Source organism: Bacillus sp. TCT6, from assembly GCF_056033845.1.
Genome location: NZ_JBVYHX010000001.1, coordinates 893,716 through 911,854 on the forward strand (window position 1 = coordinate 893,716; position 18,139 = coordinate 911,854).

The window sequence follows — 18,139 nt, forward strand, 5'->3', positions numbered from 1 at the left end:
AATGGTAACGGAAAAAACGTTAAGAACTTGTGAAAAAGGACATGAATACTACAAAAGTAGCGATTGCCCAACTTGCCCGACTTGTGAGAAAGAAAAGAAACCTAAAACAGGATTTCTTTCACTTCTTTCATCACCAGCACGAAATGCGCTAGAGCACCATGGAATTCACACGATAGAAGAACTATCCAAGTATAGTGAAAAAGAGATTTTAAAACTGCATGGTATGGGACCTGCGTCTATGCCGAAGCTTAGAAAGGCTTTGGAGGAGAGAGGGTTATCATTTAAATAAAATGAAATAGTGCCTCTTTACTACTTACTTGTTTATACTGCTATTTGTGGACAGTAAAGCTCTTTCTTATTAAAATTTCATTTTAATAATTTTGAATTAGATAAAAGAAAAAAGTAGGAGAATATCTCCTACTTTTTTTACGCTGTTCCAATCTGATCTTGATCCGCCACATCAGAATCAAACGTATTTGTTGCACTAACACCGTTAAACGTATTTACGACAAATCCAACATTGGAAGCCCCAGATCCGTTATAAGCTTTCGTGTTTTCTTTCGGAGATACGTTATAAAAATCTCCTAAGTTGAAAGAGCCGTTACTATTTTGAACGACGAGATTTCCTACAACCGAAGGCATACCATCCACCTACTTTACTAAGCTTTTTACTTACTATATGAATTATTGTGCGGAAGGTTCATCCGTAATATATTGGCGGATTTGCATAATACGAGAGTTATTAAAACCATAATCAACATTTCCAATTTGAAAGCAACCAGAATTTAAAAGTGTCCGCAATTCAACATTATTAACTTCAATAAAAGGGCATTCATTTACAATATTTAATTTTACATCTGTCGTTCGTTTTGGAATTGTAATGTGTTCATCTGTAAAGATTTCAAAAGCATCAAAGCGACCTTCTCCCCTTATATAACAAGGAATTTCACGGTGGACGGCAAGAGCTCTACTTTTTAATTCCATTTGGTTTGCATCTCCAACTTGAAATACGGCAGTAATCCCTAAAGAAATAATAGAAACATTTTGGACAATGGACACATGATGCAACATAATTTCTCAGTCTCCTTAACCTGGAGTAGGAGGGACATCTGTTACTAATGGTACAAATGGACCCTCTGTAACTGTTTCAAATGGTGTATCGAGAATAGAAGATAGAATGAGGAGATTTGCATCTCCAATTAAAAAGAGTGCGGACGACGATACACCGTTCATTTTAATCTGTCCGACTTTTAACTCACGGTTTACAACGTTAAGGTTCATACATACTTACTCCTTTCGGAAATTTCCCGGTATGTGCTGAATAAATGAGAGAAAGGCTTTGTCAATATCTTGTTTCATTGCCTGGATAATGATATCTCGTAAATAATCTGGATCTGTTGAAATACCTTCATATGATTGAACTTGTGATAAATAATAAGGGAGTCGATGCTCCATCTGTTTTTTTATGTCATCCACCATCATTTGTCGATACATTTCATCAAGCGGTGTTCTCTCTTCTTGTTCAAAATGGAGAATACGATTATATGCTTCTTCATCTAAGTATCGATGCATTTCTTGGAGGATACCTTGATAAAAGTCTGGGTTTGTTTCGGTTTCAGGATTTACCTTCAATGTTTCTGTATCCACTTGAAAATCTTCAATTTGTTGTCCTTTTGCTGAAAATGGGTTTAAGCCAATATTTAAAGTGCCATTTAAATTTTCGACTTTTAATTGATCGAATTTGTATTCCACTTTTCCTACAGAAGAGGAGGGGCGATTTTTTAATTCGTTAAGCTCTTCTTGGAGTTGACGCACTTGATCTTCTAAATTGAGGATGGCTGCTTGTTGTGTTTGAAGAGCTTGTTGAAGTTGGTGTAAGTAAGTATATATATCTTGATTCATTTGTGAAACCTCCTTTTCAATAGGGAGGGTAAAAATATTCCTGCTATATATTTATGACAAGGATGTCTTAAGAAGAACTAGTTGATGGTTTGATAGAAATAATTTGTCCGTTTGCCTGTAATGGGCGAAGCGGCTCCGTAAATCCGCCCGTATTTGAAAATTTGGATAGGGCTTTAATACTTCCGGCAGTGCCAATTTGGAATACAGAAGAGGTTGTAATGCTATCAATTTTAATGCTATTAATGATAATGCTTTGGTTTACGTAAAAATTCAATACAATCGCCCCCTTTAAGTTGAACCAATTATCGCTTGATCAACGACATCTGAATCATTAACAGTCGTTGCACTTTGATAATTGTAGACAGAAACATTATCTCCAACATTAAAAGAGCCGGCCCCGGCGAAAGCACGTGAGTAACTAATAGGCCTAATCGCAAATACATCTCCAATATGAAAAATACCACTTGATCCAATATTGACGATACGAATATGTCCGACCATAGCTGGCATACAAAACACCCTTCGTTTTTAAAATTTTCTTTTCTACTATTGTATGGGCGTTTCCGATAAAATGTGTGTTTTTTTGAAATAAAAGAAACACACACATTATTGCGTGTGTGTGTTGAGTGTTTGATTTGAGTGAAAATCCGTATGTACATGCCAAATTACATTTAAGAGCCTGTCCAGTTCTTGGCTACAATCCACTGTTTTTTGAGAAGTCATTCCATAGCGTTCAGCAAAATAAATCATTTTTTCACGTTTTTTTTCAATCGCTTGCTCAAACATTGAAATCGGCTCCATCTCTAAATGAAATTTTTAGTATATATGTAGTACATATTATACAAAAACTCCATAAAAAAGAAATACCTTCGCTAAAAAAAGTAAAAATTCTACATTTTATGCCAAATGTAGAGGGGTAACGAATAGGATGTGAGAAGAATATTGTAAAAATTAGCGTGCATGAGAAGGTTTTTTTCTTGCGGATGCGAATACAATTAAAGGGTATGAGTTTTAGGATGGAGAGTGGAAATATTGCGTTTTGTAACGGCGAAGAAAGAAGAAAAGGTATTTGTAGGTATTGTGGATGAAGAAGAAGAAAAGGTATTACACTTAAGAGAAGCGCAAAGACAAAAAGGGGAAAAGGTTACAATCCCTATTACAATGTTAGAGTGTATTGAAAGAGGGACTGAGTGCTTTGAGAAAGTATGTGAAATTGTAAATTGGGCAAAAGAGAACGGGGAAGCGGCGTATTATCCGTTAACAGAGGTGAAAATATTAGCACCGATTCCAAGGCCAAGAAAGAATATTTTGTGCGTTGGAAAAAACTATCGTGAGCATGCGGTAGAAATGGGCGGAGTAGAGTCTATTCCAGAAAATATAATGATCTTTACGAAAGCACCAACAACAGTTATTGGCATAAATGAGCAAATTAATGGTCACCCTCACGCAACGGACGAACTAGATTATGAAGGAGAACTAGCTGTCATTATAGGTAAGCGAGGGAAGCAAATTAAAAAAGAAAAAGCGCTTGAGCATGTTTTTGGTTATACGATTATAAATGATGTAACAGCTCGAGACATTCAAAGAAAACATAAACAGTTTTTCCTTGGGAAAAGCTTCGATACATTTTGCCCGATGGGACCGTATTTAATTCATAAATCGGTGGTTAATGCGCCGAATGCATTACACATTGAAACGGTAGTAAATGGAGAAGTAAGGCAAACTTCCAACACAAATAAAATGATTTTTTCGATAGAAGAAATTATTTCAACGATAAGCAAAGGAATGACTTTAGAACCAGGTGATATTATCGCAACAGGAACCCCGGCTGGTGTCGGAAAAGGTTTTACACCACCGAAGTTTTTACATGCTGGTGATGAAGTGGTCATTACAGTAGAAGGAATTGGTACTTTGCGAAATGTAGTGAAATAAAGAAAAGAGCTATCTTGTTAAAAGATAGCTCTTTTTTATGGCCTTGGGTTATAGAGGTAATCGATAACGGAAAAAGTGTAAAGGCCAATGAATGCAAGTGTACAAATGCCAAATAGTATAACCGTAAGTGCACTTTTTTCTCGTCCAAAACCAATGATAGTAAGAATAACAGCAGTCCAAAATGATGCTTTCAGTAGTGTGAATGTAGTAGGAGTTGAGTAGTGAGTAAGCCATGTTGTGGAAAGTAGGAAGCCACAGAATGTAACTAAAATAAAAGATGTAGCTAAATAGTTAATCTGTTTACCGTATCTTAATAGCATATCGCACCTCCTTTACGATTTTAAAATACAGAAAATTACGATTTTATCTTAATATAAATGAATATAAAAAGAAAGAGGTTGTCCCAACATGCCGGACAACCTCTCTATTATTATGATAATACAGCTTTAATTTTTTGGAATGCCCACTCTAAATCTTCTTCAGAGATTACTAGAGGTGGTGCGATACGAATTACGTTTTCGTGTGTTTCTTTACATAGTAGACCAGCTGCTTTTAGTTGTTCACAGTAAGGACGAGCTGGCTCGTTTAATTCGATACCAATGAATAAACCTTTACCGCGAACTTCAGTGATCATTGGGTTATCAATTTCTTTTAATTGCCCAACTAATTTTTCTCCTAATTGAAGAGAACGCTCTGTTAATTTTTCTTCTTCTAACACTTCAAGAGCTGCGATAGATACAGCACATGCAAGTGGGTTACCGCCGAATGTAGAACCGTGAGAACCTGGCTCAAATACACCTAAAATGTCGCGGTTTGCTGCAACGCAAGAGATCGGGAACACACCGCCACCAAGTGCTTTACCAAGTATGTACATGTCAGGAGTTACATCGTCCCAGTCACAAGCGAATACTTTACCAGTACGGCCTAAGCCTGTTTGGATTTCATCGGCTACGAATAAAACGTTTTCTTTTTTACATACTTCAAGAGCTTCTTTTAAGTAACCAGCTGGTGGGATGTTAATTCCAGCTTCACCTTGAATCGGTTCTAAAATGAATGCTGCTGTGTTTGGTGTAATTGCGGCTTTTAATGCTTCTAAATCACCGTAAGGAATTACAACGATGCCAGGAAGCATTGGACCGAATCCACGCTTGTACTCTTCATTTGAAGACATAGAAACAGAACCCATTGTACGTCCGTGGAAGTTATCTTCACAAACGATGATTTCAGCACGGTTTGCTTCTACTTTCTTCACATCATAAGCCCAGCGGCGAACTGTTTTAATTGCAGTTTCAACAGCTTCAGCACCTGTGTTCATTGGAAGTACCATTTCTTTATTAGTTAGTTTCGCAACTTTTTCGTACCAAGGACCTAATTGATCGCTATGGAAAGCACGAGAAGTTAACGTAACACGATTAGCTTGGTCAATTAAAGCGTTAATAATTTTCGGGTGACGATGACCTTGGTTTACTGCAGAATATGCACTTAATAAGTCCATATAGCGGTTTCCTTCAGGATCTTCTACCCAAACACCTTCTGCTTTAGAAATAACGATTGGAAGTGGGTGATAGTTATTTGCTCCGTATGTGTCTGTAAGTTCGATAATATCCTTAGTTTGAATCATGATTGTTCCCCCTTTTGTTATTACAAGAAGTTTGTAAATACTCTAAATATTATATCATTTAAATGTAAAAAAGCGAAACATTTCCTGAAAATAAATGAACATGTTATCATATAGAGTGAAAAAGTGTGAAAAGAGGAGGTAAGGGATACGATGGTACATATGCATATTACAGCATGGGCGTTAGGTTTAATTTTATTCTTCGTTGCGTATTCACTTTATTCAGCAGGAAGAAAAGGTAAAGGTGTACATATGGGGCTTCGCCTAATGTATATCATCATTATTGTGACAGGCTTCATGTTGTACATGAGTATTGTGAAGACAGCAACAGGTAGCATGCACATGTGGTATGGCTTAAAAATGTTAACTGGTATTTTAGTTATCGGTGGAATGGAAATGGTTCTTGTGAAAATGAGCAAAAACAAACCAACAGGGGCGGTTTGGGGCTTATTTATTGTTGCGCTAGTAGCAGTATTTTACCTTGGGCTGAAATTACCGATTGGCTGGAAAGTATTCTAATAAAAAATAAAACCACCTTATAATCTCAAAGACTTGGGAGATAAGGTGGTTTTTTACGTTATCCCGTATTAACGGGCAGTAAAACTCCCACCTCAAAATTCAGCTTAAGCAAAGAAGTTAGGCGGGAGATCAACTGCTCGTAAACACCCGATTGGTGAAGGCTAATAATCAGTGGGGCTGCCCCACTGATTATTAGCCTTCACTTTATGTCGCATCGATATGCAACTCTTCCCCATTTACTCTCGTAAAACGGAACATATTTTTATTGGATGTAGTGTGACGGACGAAATGGTGCTGCAGTGTACAGATCATCTCTTCGTTATCAAACAAAAGAATATTTACTCCTTCGCGTGACTCCTCTTTCGGTAAGAAAGATAAATAATTATGACAATACATGCAATCATATAAAGAGTAGTGAAGTGATTGCAATGATTCAGTTAATAATGTGAAGACGGAGTCAGGTAATTCCTCGAGCCATTCATTATAACTAAGAAGTAACTTTTTTCGAATACGTATCATTTCACCATTTTGCAAATGGTGTTGTTCGTTGGCGATTTGTAATACATCTTGTTCATAGAAACGGGCTGGTAGCCAATTGTTATTATATAAAACTTCAAACCCATCTTCGGCAATATCTTCTAATAAAAACGCTTCATCATTTTCATCATCAAAGAATACCCATTCATTGTTTATATATTCTACATTACCGACTGTATGAGCACGGGGCTGGTTATATAAAATATGTTTACGTTGTATCATACACGATTTCTCCTTTATGAAAAGTAGTTATTCCTGTTATAGACAGTTCGTGCATTCTTTATAACTAGACACATCTAAACATAGGTGGGCATACAATAAAACACGTTTTACTGAGTGAGAATGCTATTCCATATGTGGATAGTAGGTTATCGTCAAGTTTGTCATTTTTTTGATCCGCACTCACAGGGTGGGGATTACTGCACGTTCAAGAAAAGAAATAAGATGGAAGGATGATTTATATGTGCGGGATTACAGGATGGGTGGATTATAAACGCTCATTAGAAGGAGAAAGAGATGTCGTTACGAAGATGGCTGAGACGTTAGCGAAACGCGGTCCAGATGATAATAAAGTTTGGATTAAAGGTAATGTCGCATTTGGGCATAAACGGTTAATCGTTGTTGATCCTGAGGGTGGTAAACAACCGATGACTTGTTTAAAAGATGAAACGAATTATGCCATTTGTTATAACGGTGAACTTTATAACACAGAAGACATTCGAAAGGAATTATTAAGAAGAGGATATACGTTCAAAGGTCATTCTGATACAGAAGTATTATTAGCTTCTTATATTGAATGGAAAGAAGAATGTGTCGATCATTTAAACGGTATATATGCGTTTGCAGTATGGGACGAACAGAAAGAACAAGTATTTATTGCGAGAGATCGATTAGGTGTAAAGCCACTTTTTTATAAATATGATAGCGGACGCTTATTATTTGGTTCGGAGTTAAAAGCGATATTGTCGCATCCAGATGTGAAGGCAGAAGTAACATTAGAAGGATTATCAGAAATATTCGGACTCGGACCGTCAAGAACACCTGGCCACGGTATTTATGCTGGTATAAAAGAATTACGTCCAGGTCATGCGATGACATTTTCAAAGAACGGTTTATGTATATGGAGATATTGGAATGTGGAAAGTAAAAAACATGAAGACTCCTTTGAAGAAACAGTAGAGAAAACACGCTTTTTATTACAAGATGCGATTACAAGGCAGCTCGTTTCTGATGTACCACTATGTACTTTTCTATCAGGCGGTGTAGATTCGAGCGCTATAACAGCAATTGCTGCGAAAGAATATGCAAGGTCAGGAAAAGGGAAATTACACACATATTCTGTTGATTATGAAGATAATGACAAATACTTTAAAGCGAATGCGTTTCAGCCAAATTCAGATGCTCCGTTTATTAATTTAATGACTGAGACATTTCAAACAACCCATCATCGCTGCGTCATTTCGAATGAACAATTAGCAGAGTATTTAACTGAAGCGGTACTCGTTCGTGATTTGCCTGGTATGGCAGATATCGATTCGTCATTATTATGGTTTTGCCGAGAAATTAAACAAGATTTTGTCGTTGGCTTATCTGGAGAATGTGCAGATGAAATATTTGGTGGATATCCGTGGTTTTATAGAGAAGATGATTTACAATCGAGTGCATTTCCGTGGATGCGTTCTACAGAGGCACGTGAACAACTTCTAAAAAAAGAATGGAGAAATAAACTAAATTTACAACAATATGTACAAAGGCGCTATGAGGAATCGATTCAAGAAGTTCCTATTTTAGAGGGGGAAAGTCCACTAGAAGCAAAAAGACGCCAATTATTTTATTTAAATATGGTATGGTTTATGACAACATTATTAGACAGAAAAGACCGTATGAGTATGGGGGCAAGTTTAGAAGTACGCGTTCCATTTGCAGATCATCGTCTTGTCGAATATGCGTGGAATATTCCTTGGGAAATGAAAATGTATAAAAACCGCGAAAAAGGTCTATTACGTAAAGCGTTAGAAGATGTACTCCCACATGACATCTTATATAGGAAGAAGAGTCCTTATCCGAAAACGCACAATCCACACTATACAAAGGCAGTAACGGTATGGCTTCAAAATCTATTAACAGATAAAGGTTCAATTTTACACGAACTATTTGATAAAGAGCAGTTGAGCGGATTGATTCAGTCTGGTGGCAGTGCATTTCAAACACCGTGGTTTGGTCAATTGATGACTGGGCCACAGCTTTTAGCTCATTTAGCACAAATTCATGTTTGGTTTAAAGAGTATGGGGTAAATATTAAAGAATAGGAGAAAAGCGGCTTGCAATTATGTAAGTCGCTTTTATTAAAGAAATTGTCATATAAAATTCAAAATCACCTTATAAATAATACTTAATTAGAATTATTATTTTGACGTACTTATTATTACTTGTTATAATTTGAAACAAACGTTCTGAAAAGTATTCTCATTTATAAAATTGAGGTGTTATATAGATGACAAAGGAAAAAATAGGTTTACTCGTAATGGCGTATGGAACACCAGAATCATTAGACGATGTAGAGGCATATTATAAACATATCCGTCACGGACGTAAGCCATCAGAAGAAGCGCTTGAAGATTTAATTGGGCGCTATAAAGCGATTGGTGGAATTTCGCCGCTTGCAAAAATTACGAAAGAGCAGGCGCATAAATTAACAGATTCAATGAATAACATATTTACAGAGTATGAATTTACTTGTTACTTAGGTTTAAAACATACTGCGCCATTTATAGAAGATGCTGTAGAAGAAATGAAGCGAGATGGAATTGAGCAGGCGATTAGTATCGTATTAGCACCGCACTATTCTACATTTAGCATTAAAGCGTATAATGACCGTGCTATTCGTCTTTCAAAAGAAATCGGTGGTCCTGTTATTGAACCAATTGAACAATGGTATGATGAACCGAAGTTTATTTCGTATTGGGCAGACCAAATAAAAGAAACGTTTAAAGAAATTGATGATAAAGAGAAAGCAGTCGTAATTTTCTCAGCGCATAGTTTGCCAGAAAAGATTATTGCAGCAGGAGACCCATATGTAGAACAACTAAAGCATACGGCAGATTTAATTGCAGAAGCTGCAAATATTCAAAACTATACAACGGGTTGGCAAAGTGCTGGGAATACTCCAGATCCGTGGATTGGTCCAGATGTGCAAGATTTAACGAAAGATTTATATGAAGAGCATGGGTACGAATCTTTCATATATTGCCCAGTTGGCTTTGTGGCAGAGCATTTAGAAGTTTTATATGACAATGATTATGAATGTAAAGTTGTAACTGATGAATTAAATGCTAAATATTTTAGACCAAATATGCCGAATGCACAATCTGCATTTATCGACTGTTTGGCTGAAATTGTTTCCAAAAAAGTGAAGGAAATAGTTGACAAAGATTTAGTTTTAAATAATAATTAATTTATAATAATTTTAAATTAATAATAATTACTACGAAAGAAAGAGGAGGATCCCCCTAGATGAATCCAAATAATCGCTTAACAACAAACCAAGGTGCTCCAGTTGGAGACAACCAAAATTCTCGTACAGCTGGTCGTCGTGGACCAGTATTATTAGAAGACTATCATTTAGTAGAAAAACTTGCACACTTTGATCGTGAACGTATTCCGGAGCGTGTTGTGCATGCACGTGGTGCAGGTGCTCACGGTGTATTCGTAACGAAAAATAGCATGAAGCCATATACGAAAGCAGCATTTTTACAAAATGAAGGAACTGAAACACCTGTATTTGTTCGTTTTTCAACGGTTATTCATGGTCAAGGTTCTCCGGAAACAGCTCGTGACCCACGCGGTTTCGCAGTTAAATTTTATACAGAAGAAGGAAACTACGATATCGTAGGTAATCATTTACCAGTTTTCTTCATTCGTGATGCAATTAAATTCCCTGACATGGTTCATTCTTTAAAACCAGCACCGGATACAAATATTCAAACGCCAGATCGTTATTGGGATTTCATGACGTTAACTCCAGAGTCTACACATATGATGACATGGGTATTTTCTGATTATGGTACACCAGCAAGCTATCGTGAAATGGAAGGTTTCGGTGTCCATTCATTTAAATGGATTAATGAAGAAGGTAAAATTGTTTATATTAAATACCACTGGAAACCGCAGCAAAGTGTACGTAACTTAAATGCGAAAGAAGTGCAAGAAGTGCAGGGGAAAGACTTCAATCATGCAACTCGTGATTTGTTCGACGCAATCGAAAAAGGAAATCATCCAAAATGGGATTTACACGTACAAGTTATGCAACTAGATGAAATGGATTCTTTAGACTTTGATCCACTAGATCCAACGAAAGTATGGCCAGAAGATCGCTTCCCGTTAATTGAAGTAGGGACAATGACGTTAAATCGTAATCCGAAAAACTTCTTTGCAGAAGTAGAACAAGTAGCGTTCTCTCCAAGTGCAACTGTAAATGGTATTGAACCATCGGAAGATAAATTATTACAAGGTCGTTTATTCTCTTACCCAGATACACAGCGTTATCGTCTTGGTGCAAATTACTTGCAAATTCCTGTAAACTGCCCATATGCAGCTGTTCATAACCAACAACGTGATGGTGCGATGCAAATGAATCAAAACCCATCTACAATCAACTACGAACCGAGCCGTCATGCAGAGAATCCAGTTGAAGACAAAGCTTACCGCGATTCGACTATGAAAGTAGAAGGCTATGTATCTCGTGAAAAAATCGAGAAACCAAATGACTTTAAACAAGCAGGTGAGCGTTACCGTTCATTCTCTAAAGAAGAGCAAGATAACTTAATTGCAAACTTAACAAATGACTTGAAAGACGTAAATGAACGCACGAAATTACTAGCTGTTTGTAACTTCTTCCGTGCAGATCAAGAATACGGTATGCGTTTAGCGCAGGCGTTAAATGTTGATATTACGCAATATGTAGGAAATGCTCCAAAATAAATAGGAAAAGACGACCGGGTTTCGGTCGTCTTTTTTGTATAACGTTATGTGGGGTATTTTGCTTGTAAATTATGTCGGAATTTGTTTGTAAATCGATATGTTGTGTCGGACCGTTGATATATTGAAAGTAACAATCGATATATTTGAAAAATCGTTGATATATCCAAAAAACCGTTGATATATTTACATTTATACTAGGTGGGGTATGTTGCCTAGTACGCAAAAAAGAGATGCAATCTACTATCAATAGATTGCATCTCTTTTTTAGTTTACTCGCTCTGCATGTTCATAAGCCTTCTCGCCATGCATTGAAATATCAAGACCCATGTGTTCTTCATGTTCATCGACGCGAACGGGGAGGAAGAAGTTGATCGCTTTAATAATGGCATACGTCATGATGATCGTGAATGCATATGTTGCGCCAATCGCTATAAGTTGTTTAAACAGTAACGCGGCATTTCCGTAAAATAATCCGTTTGCGCCATCCCCGTTTACGGCAGTAGTTGCAAATAGTCCTGTTGCAATACCGCCCCAAGTTCCTCCGATGCCGTGGCATCCAAAGGCATCAAGTGTATCGTCATACCCGAATTTTGTTTTTAGGAAGAAAACGGCGCCGAAGCATATTATACCACCAATTGCTCCGATAAGAAGGGCGGAGAAAGGTGTAACGAACCCGCAGGCTGGTGTAATAGCTACTAGACCAGAAACAACTCCGCAAGCAGCTCCCATCGCGGTCGGTTTTGATTGGAAGAACCATTCAGAAAGCATCCAAGTTAGAGCGGAGGCAGCAGCGGCTATATTTGTATTAGTAAATGCAGTTAAAGCTACGTCGTTTAAGGATAATGCGCTGCCAACGTTAAAACCGAACCAGCCAAACCATAATAAGCCTGCGCCTAACATTGTAAATGGCAAATGGTGAGGAGAAGAACCATTTATGTTTTTTCGTTTTCCAAGGAAAATAGCTAATACAAGACCGGCAACTCCGGAAGTGATGTGAACGACATTTCCGCCAGCGAAGTCTAGTGCACCAAGTTCCCTTAGCCACCCACCGAGGCCCCATACCCAATGAGCGACAGGATTGTAAACGATTGTTGTCCATAGAAGGATAAAAATAAGAAAGGCAGAAAATCGCATTCTTTCAGCGAATGCACCTGAAATTAAAGCTGGAGTTAAAATGGCGAACATGAGTTGAAACATCATAAATAAATTGTGAGGAATAGTAGATGAGTAGTCTGGATTTGGTGCGTAGGTAACTCCGTTTAGACCGAACCAATCAAGTGTACCGATAAGTCCGTGCCAATCTGGCCCGAATGATAAAGAATAGCCGATAACAATCCATTGAATCGAAACGATAGCCATTGCACTATAACTATGCATCGTTGTACTGAGTACGTTTTTGCTACGAACCATACCTCCATAAAAAAGTGCCAATCCTGGTGTCATCAACATGACCATTACTGTCGTCACAAACATAAAAACCGTATCTCCCATATTCATGATCTCTCCTCCTGGAATGTTAGAAAAAATAACATCTATTTGTTATGTTTCATATCATATTCGAAATAAAACTAAAAATCAACTAAAAATTCAGAAAATTACATACGTGATGTCATAAAATCTAACATAGATTATTTTGTGAGGATTGAAATCGGCATATGCGTTTCACTTGGATAATTGGTATAATATTCTTACAATTAAAAAATTGGGGGATGCGTGTGGGAAAAATATGGACTAGGAAACTATTTATTTGTTTTTGCTTAGCTGTTGTTTTGTTTGTACCAATACATACTTTTGCAGACGAAAAAAGAGAGTGGCGAGATGAGGTTATATACTCCATTATGATTGATCGCTTCAATAATGGAGAACCGAAAAATGACAAACAGTTAGAAGTTGGTAATTTAGAAGGGTATCAAGGCGGGGATATAAGAGGAATTATAAAAAGGTTGGATTACATAAAAGAAATGGGTTTTACTACCGTTATGCTTTCGCCACTTTTTGAAAGTGGAAAGTACGATGGATTAGACGTGCGAAATTTTAAAAAGGTAAATGAACATTTCGGGACAGAAAATGATGTGAAAGAACTTGTAAAAGAAGCTCAGGCAAAAGGAATGAAAGTTGTATTTCAATTTCCGCTTGGAGAAAATGAACAACAGGTAATTGACGCAATGAAATGGTGGATAAAAGAAGTTGATTTAGACGGAAGTTATGTTATACATAGTGAAAAAAAGCCGCGTTCCTTTTGGGATAACGCGCAAAAAGATATGCAAGTGATAAAGAAAGATTTTCGTATTATGACAAAGGAGGATAGCGAATACAACGAAAAAATAGTAGAATCGTTTTCCAAAGCGGATGTATCGGTGAAATCGTTATACGATGTGAGTAAAAAAGAAGGAGAATTTGTTACGTTCTTAGATGATCAAGAAACAAAAAGATATGCGCGTATTGCAAAAGAAAATATGTATTATCCGCCATCACGTTTAAAACTGGGGCTTACATATCTGTTAACATCACCTGGAATTCCGAATTTTTATTACGGAACTGAAATTGCATTAGATGGAGGAAGTGTACCCGATAATAGACGATTAATGGATTTTAAGTCAGACGAAAAATTTATGCAGCACATAACAAAACTAGGTGAACTTAGACAGGCGAGACCGTCTTTACGACGCGGTACGTTTGAGCTATTGTATGATAAGAGCGGGATGAGCATACTAAAACGAAAATATAAAAATGAAGTAACTTTAGTAGCAATTAATAATACGAAAGAAACACAAAAAGTCTCCTTACCTGCAAGTACGATTGGTGAAAAACAAGAGTTAAGAGGATTGTTAGAGGATGAAATTATAAGAGAGGAAAATGGGGGATTTTATCTCGTTTTAAAGCGTGAAGAATCAAACGTATATAAAGTTAACGGAGAAACAGGTGTGAATTGGTTATTTATCTCCTTAATCGTTGGTGTGAATGTATTATTTATTGCGTTTTTAATTGCAGTTAAAAGGAAACGTAGATGAGAAGTTGCTCGTTCTATGTTCATGTCTTCTTATTGTATTTGTTTGTTCGGTGGGGCAATAGTGTTTATTCTGTTGATATGAAATTTCTTAAGAGAAACGATACGAAAATGAAAACTTCTCTAATGAGAGGGGGTTCCAGGTTAGGGAGAAAGTCTTCTTCCTAGCCTGTTTTTGTGTCAATACGGATAGAGAAAGATCTTTGGAACGAACGATAATTGCAACTATATTAATTTTATATTACATTAAAAATTAGAGAATACTCTTATACTAATATAGTGCTAAATAGTAGGTGGGAAAATGGAATTTTACGATTTGGGTATTACCATTAAAGAGCTTAGAATTAAAAAAAATATATCACAATCCGAATTATGTCATGGAATATGTTCGCAAAGTCAAATTAGCAAAATAGAAAAAGGTATGATTTATCCATCTAGTATATTGTTATATCAATTATCAGAAAGACTTGGTATTGACCCGAATAATATATTTGCATTAACTCAAAACAAAAAATTTAAATATGTAGAAAATGTAAAATACGTAATAAAAGATTGCTTAAAGCAAAAACAATATAAAGAACTTTATGAAATAGTGAAAAAAGAGAAAGATGAAAAAAATTTCCAAGCAAAAGAAGATAAACAATTTCTCCTATGGCATGAAGCAATTGCTGTATTTGAGGTGAACAGATCCATAAAAACTGCATTAAAACTTTTAAATAATGCATTAAAACTAACTTTAACCAATGTTGATTTTTTATCAGAAAGAGAAATAGATATTATGCAGACAATGTCTATATTTTATGCGGAAAATAAAGAATATGATAAAAGTATTACTATATTAGGAAGATGTTTAACTAATTTTAATAAGTTAGATTTTCCGAGAGATAAAGCGATTAAATTAAAAATCATTTTTAATTTAGCGAAATGTTTAGGTATGACCTATCAATATGAAGAAGCGGTAAAATACATTGATAAGGGCATCAAATTAGCTATTAATCTAAATACTTTATACTTATTAGGTGAACTCTACTATTTAAAAGGATGGAATTTATTAAGATTTAAACAACAGAATGAAGAAGATATTGCAAATAACATGAAAAAAGCATTATTTATATTTGAACTAACAGAAAAAGAAACTCTGATAAAAATGGTTAAAGAAAAATATTTTGAAAATCAAACTGAAAAAAGCCACTCATAATTCATTTGGAAATCACTTGAAATATAATAAAACCTACAGGGGAAATCCCTGTAGGTTTTATACTTATAAACTTGCTTCTAAAATATTAGTGTTTAATATAAGAGTGTCCTTAACGTACTTTTTTATTTTGAAGTCTGCATCTTTATTAACAATTTATGCTTCTTTTTAACTCCATCCAAATATGATTAAAATTAAGATGGTTCAAGTCGGAGGAAGGCACTTTGATGTGTCTTTTCTTATGACTTTTATCATTAACTATTTAATGTTTTTTAAATGATTACATGACATAGTTTTTTTGTACCAAGCTTTGTTGATACAGTTAGACTTATCCGTTAGTGTATTCGTATTATTAGAACATCCTACAGTATTTAGGGAGAATGTGGCCAATAAAAACCATAATATTAATTTCTTCATATAACCACTTCTAACTCTTTTTTAATTAACATTTTTTAAGTTCCTTATTAATTTTACATTATATTAAAGGTTGGGAAATATTCTTATACTCATAAATTGTTACGTTTTGGCGGGAAGAGGAATTATAAGTTACAGCGATTTTTAAGATGACTTTGGCCTAGGATGTAATTACTAAGAAAAGTAATTCAAATCGAAGGGGAAACGTCTTAAATTGTCTTTTTTTTATTTTCAATAAGGTCTGCTAAATGCATGTATGAAACAAATTCTACAATAAGGCCTAGTTTAATCATGCATTCACTTGTGAAGTATTCGTATAGTTAGACTCTGTTCACTTAGCAATTTTCACCGCAGATGCCTTTTTTCTATGGCTTGTTCTTGTAATATTGTCTCTACAAAACTAAAAAGAAAACTCCTCTAATTAAGAGGAGTTTTCTTTTTAGCGGTAGTTAATGAACTGTACGTCGATTGGTAAATCAGCGCTACGAACAGCTGCAATTACTGCTTGTAAGTCATCGCGGCTTTTCGCCGTAACACGTACTTGGTCATCTTGTACTTGTGTTTTTACTTTTAACTTCATTTCTTTAATGATGTTGTTAATTTTTTTCGCGTTATCTTTATCGATACCTTGTTGAAGTGTTGCGCGTTGGCGAACAGTGTTCCCAGTTGCAGCTTCAACTTTTCCGTAATCTAAGTTCTTAATTGGAACGTTACGTTTTACAAGTTTAGAAATTAAAACATCTTTTACTTGGTCTAATTTGAACTCGTCATCAGAAGTTAAAACTAGTACTTCTTTTTCTAATTTAATATCACTTTTACTTCCTTTAAAGTCATATCGGTTTTGGATTTCCTTTAATGCGATATTAATTGCGTTTGTTACTTCAGGTAATTCTACTTTCGAAACGATGTCAAAAGAACTATCTTTTGCCATAGTTAGCACCTCCAAATAAATTTCTAATCTTTTTATGTACTGTACATACTAAAGTATAGCTGAAAACGAGTCTAGACTTAAGTGTTTTCGTATTTATATTCATGTAACCTCATTTTATTATAGTGAATTTTGGGCAGTTGGACAAATACAGGAAAAATCATGTTATAATTAACTTTTGTTTGGAATGATAAAAAAGATAATTTTATATATATAGAAGGGAATTAAAAAATATGTATTTGCAAATAGGATCGATTGAACAGGTAACTGTTTTACGCGAAACGGAAATTGGATATATGGTTGGGAATGAAGAAGAAGAAATTTTCCTACATAAAAACGAAGTAGCTGGAGAAATTGAAGAAGGCGATACGATTGATGTATTCTTATACCTTGATCACCAAAATCGTATTTCAGCAACAATGAAGGAGCCAATTATTACAACGTATGATTGGAACTGGGTAAAGGTTGTAGAAGTCATTCCTAGTTTAGGTGTGTTTGTTGATATTGGTGTATCAAAAGATATACTAATTCCAGCTGATGAGTTCCCGATTTATATGCCGGTATGGCCAGAAGTAGGCGACGAATTATATTGTACGTTAAAATTAACGAATCGTGATCGTTTAATTGCTCTTCCGGCAAGAGACAGTGATATGCAAGAAATTATCGTAGATGCAACGCCATCTATGCGTAATAAAAACGTAAATGGACGTGTATATCGTTCTCTTCAAGTTGGTTCATTCGTACTAACTGATGAGCATTTCCGTGCTTTCTTACACCATACAGAAAGAAAAGAACAAGTCCGCATCGGGGAGCGTGTAACGGGCCGTATTATTGACGTGAAAGATGATGGTACAATTAACATTTCACTTCTTCCTCGTAAAGAAGAAGGAATGGAAGACGATGCGGCAGTAATTTATGCATATATGGAAGAACGAGGCGGAGCAATGCCGTTTTGGGATAAGAGCCATCCAGAAGATATTAAAGAACGCTTTAACATGAGTAAAGCTGCATTTAAGCGCGCACTTGGTAAGTTAATGAAAGAAGAAAAAGTTTACCAAGAAGAAGGTTGGACTTACTTTAAGAAATAAGATAGAAGATTAAAAAGCA

At 35.7% G+C, this 18,139-nt stretch carries 21 protein-coding genes; 9 read left to right on the top strand and 12 right to left on the bottom strand.

The features are described 5' to 3' along the window. Position 1 precedes the first annotated feature (1 nt). Positions 2–289, top strand: a complete 288-nt coding sequence (locus AC0ONG_RS04450; RefSeq protein WP_000255717.1) for an RNA polymerase alpha subunit C-terminal domain-containing protein — start codon at positions 2–4, stop codon at positions 287–289. 137 nt (positions 290–426) lie between these two features. Here the strand turns inward: AC0ONG_RS04450 and gerPF are convergent, their stop codons facing one another. The 7 genes from gerPF to AC0ONG_RS04485 form a co-directional block, all read right to left on the bottom strand. Continuing rightward, positions 427–642 (bottom strand): spore germination protein GerPF, encoded by a 216-nt coding sequence (gene gerPF / locus AC0ONG_RS04455; protein WP_001141566.1) that lies wholly within the window; start codon positions 640–642, stop codon positions 427–429. A gap of 42 nt (positions 643–684) precedes the next feature. After that, on the bottom strand, positions 685–1,071 hold the full coding sequence (locus AC0ONG_RS04460) for a spore germination protein GerPE (RefSeq protein WP_000902327.1): 387 nt from the start codon (positions 1,069–1,071) through the stop codon (positions 685–687). Between the two features lie 15 nt (positions 1,072–1,086). Then, positions 1,087–1,281, bottom strand: a complete 195-nt coding sequence (gene gerPD / locus AC0ONG_RS04465; protein WP_001052807.1) for a spore germination protein GerPD — start codon at positions 1,279–1,281, stop codon at positions 1,087–1,089. Between the two features lie 6 nt (positions 1,282–1,287). Continuing rightward, positions 1,288–1,902 carry a spore germination protein GerPC gene (gene gerPC, locus AC0ONG_RS04470; RefSeq protein ID WP_001070761.1) on the bottom strand — a complete coding sequence of 205 codons (615 nt, stop codon included), beginning with the start codon at positions 1,900–1,902 and terminating at the stop codon, positions 1,288–1,290. 67 nt (positions 1,903–1,969) lie between these two features. Then, positions 1,970–2,176, bottom strand: a complete 207-nt coding sequence (gene gerPB, locus AC0ONG_RS04475; RefSeq protein ID WP_001012509.1) for a spore germination protein GerPB — start codon at positions 2,174–2,176, stop codon at positions 1,970–1,972. Positions 2,177–2,190: 14 nt separating this feature from the next. Next, positions 2,191–2,412 carry a spore germination protein GerPA gene (gene gerPA, locus AC0ONG_RS04480; protein WP_001111188.1) on the bottom strand — a complete coding sequence of 74 codons (222 nt, stop codon included), beginning with the start codon at positions 2,410–2,412 and terminating at the stop codon, positions 2,191–2,193. A gap of 96 nt (positions 2,413–2,508) precedes the next feature. Then, positions 2,509–2,688: an aspartyl-phosphate phosphatase Spo0E family protein gene (locus AC0ONG_RS04485; RefSeq protein ID WP_000462848.1), complete on the bottom strand. Its 180-nt coding sequence runs from the start codon at positions 2,686–2,688 to the stop codon at positions 2,509–2,511. A 246-nt stretch (positions 2,689–2,934) separates the two neighbouring features. Here AC0ONG_RS04485 and AC0ONG_RS04490 point away from each other — a divergent pair, with 246 nt between their 5' ends. Continuing rightward, positions 2,935–3,834, top strand: a complete 900-nt coding sequence (locus AC0ONG_RS04490; protein WP_001213078.1) for a fumarylacetoacetate hydrolase family protein — start codon at positions 2,935–2,937, stop codon at positions 3,832–3,834. A gap of 35 nt (positions 3,835–3,869) precedes the next feature. Here the strand turns inward: AC0ONG_RS04490 and AC0ONG_RS04495 are convergent, their stop codons facing one another. Further along, positions 3,870–4,154, bottom strand: coding sequence for a hypothetical protein (locus AC0ONG_RS04495; protein ID WP_000926870.1), 285 nt, complete (start codon positions 4,152–4,154; stop codon positions 3,870–3,872). A 110-nt stretch (positions 4,155–4,264) separates the two neighbouring features. Then, positions 4,265–5,455 (bottom strand): ornithine aminotransferase, encoded by a 1,191-nt coding sequence (gene rocD / locus AC0ONG_RS04500; protein ID WP_000616660.1) that lies wholly within the window; start codon positions 5,453–5,455, stop codon positions 4,265–4,267. A gap of 150 nt (positions 5,456–5,605) precedes the next feature. Here rocD and AC0ONG_RS04505 point away from each other — a divergent pair, with 150 nt between their 5' ends. Then, positions 5,606–5,971 carry a YisL family protein gene (locus tag AC0ONG_RS04505; RefSeq protein WP_000233496.1) on the top strand — a complete coding sequence of 122 codons (366 nt, stop codon included), beginning with the start codon at positions 5,606–5,608 and terminating at the stop codon, positions 5,969–5,971. Positions 5,972–6,175: 204 nt separating this feature from the next. Here AC0ONG_RS04505 and AC0ONG_RS04510 read toward each other — a convergent pair whose 3' ends face one another. Next, complete coding sequence (locus AC0ONG_RS04510) at positions 6,176–6,730, bottom strand: DUF2777 domain-containing protein (protein WP_000616052.1); 555 nt, start codon at positions 6,728–6,730, stop codon at positions 6,176–6,178. 239 nt (positions 6,731–6,969) lie between these two features. Between AC0ONG_RS04510 and asnB the strand changes: the two genes are divergently transcribed. The 3 genes from asnB to katB all read left to right on the top strand — a co-directional run bounded on the left by asnB (position 6,970) and on the right by katB (position 11,488). Next, a complete protein-coding gene (gene asnB, locus AC0ONG_RS04515) occupies positions 6,970–8,817 on the top strand; it encodes an asparagine synthase (glutamine-hydrolyzing) (RefSeq protein WP_474203522.1) in 1,848 nt (615 codons plus the stop codon). Positions 8,818–9,002: 185 nt separating this feature from the next. Next, entirely contained in the window at positions 9,003–9,962 is a 960-nt protein-coding gene (gene hemH / locus AC0ONG_RS04520; protein WP_474203523.1) for a ferrochelatase, read from the top strand. 59 nt (positions 9,963–10,021) lie between these two features. Continuing rightward, entirely contained in the window at positions 10,022–11,488 is a 1,467-nt protein-coding gene (katB, locus tag AC0ONG_RS04525) for a catalase KatB (protein ID WP_001069166.1), read from the top strand. 264 nt (positions 11,489–11,752) lie between these two features. Here katB and AC0ONG_RS04530 read toward each other — a convergent pair whose 3' ends face one another. Beyond that, on the bottom strand, positions 11,753–12,985 hold the full coding sequence (locus tag AC0ONG_RS04530; protein WP_016097946.1) for an ammonium transporter: 1,233 nt from the start codon (positions 12,983–12,985) through the stop codon (positions 11,753–11,755). 158 nt (positions 12,986–13,143) lie between these two features. Here AC0ONG_RS04530 and AC0ONG_RS04535 point away from each other — a divergent pair, with 158 nt between their 5' ends. Together AC0ONG_RS04535 and AC0ONG_RS04540 are read left to right on the top strand one after the other, a co-directional pair. Then, entirely contained in the window at positions 13,144–14,499 is a 1,356-nt protein-coding gene (locus AC0ONG_RS04535) for an alpha-amylase family glycosyl hydrolase (protein WP_474203524.1), read from the top strand. Positions 14,500–14,796: 297 nt separating this feature from the next. Next, complete coding sequence (locus AC0ONG_RS04540; protein WP_000397873.1) at positions 14,797–15,693, top strand: helix-turn-helix domain-containing protein; 897 nt, start codon at positions 14,797–14,799, stop codon at positions 15,691–15,693. Positions 15,694–16,543: 850 nt separating this feature from the next. Here the strand turns inward: AC0ONG_RS04540 and AC0ONG_RS04545 are convergent. Then, positions 16,544–17,035, bottom strand: coding sequence for a YajQ family cyclic di-GMP-binding protein (locus tag AC0ONG_RS04545; RefSeq protein ID WP_001040146.1), 492 nt, complete (start codon positions 17,033–17,035; stop codon positions 16,544–16,546). A gap of 230 nt (positions 17,036–17,265) precedes the next feature. Between AC0ONG_RS04545 and AC0ONG_RS04550 the strand changes: the two genes are divergently transcribed. After that, a complete protein-coding gene (locus tag AC0ONG_RS04550) occupies positions 17,266–18,120 on the top strand; it encodes a CvfB family protein (protein WP_000281261.1) in 855 nt (284 codons plus the stop codon). Positions 18,121–18,139: the final 19 nt, after the last annotated feature.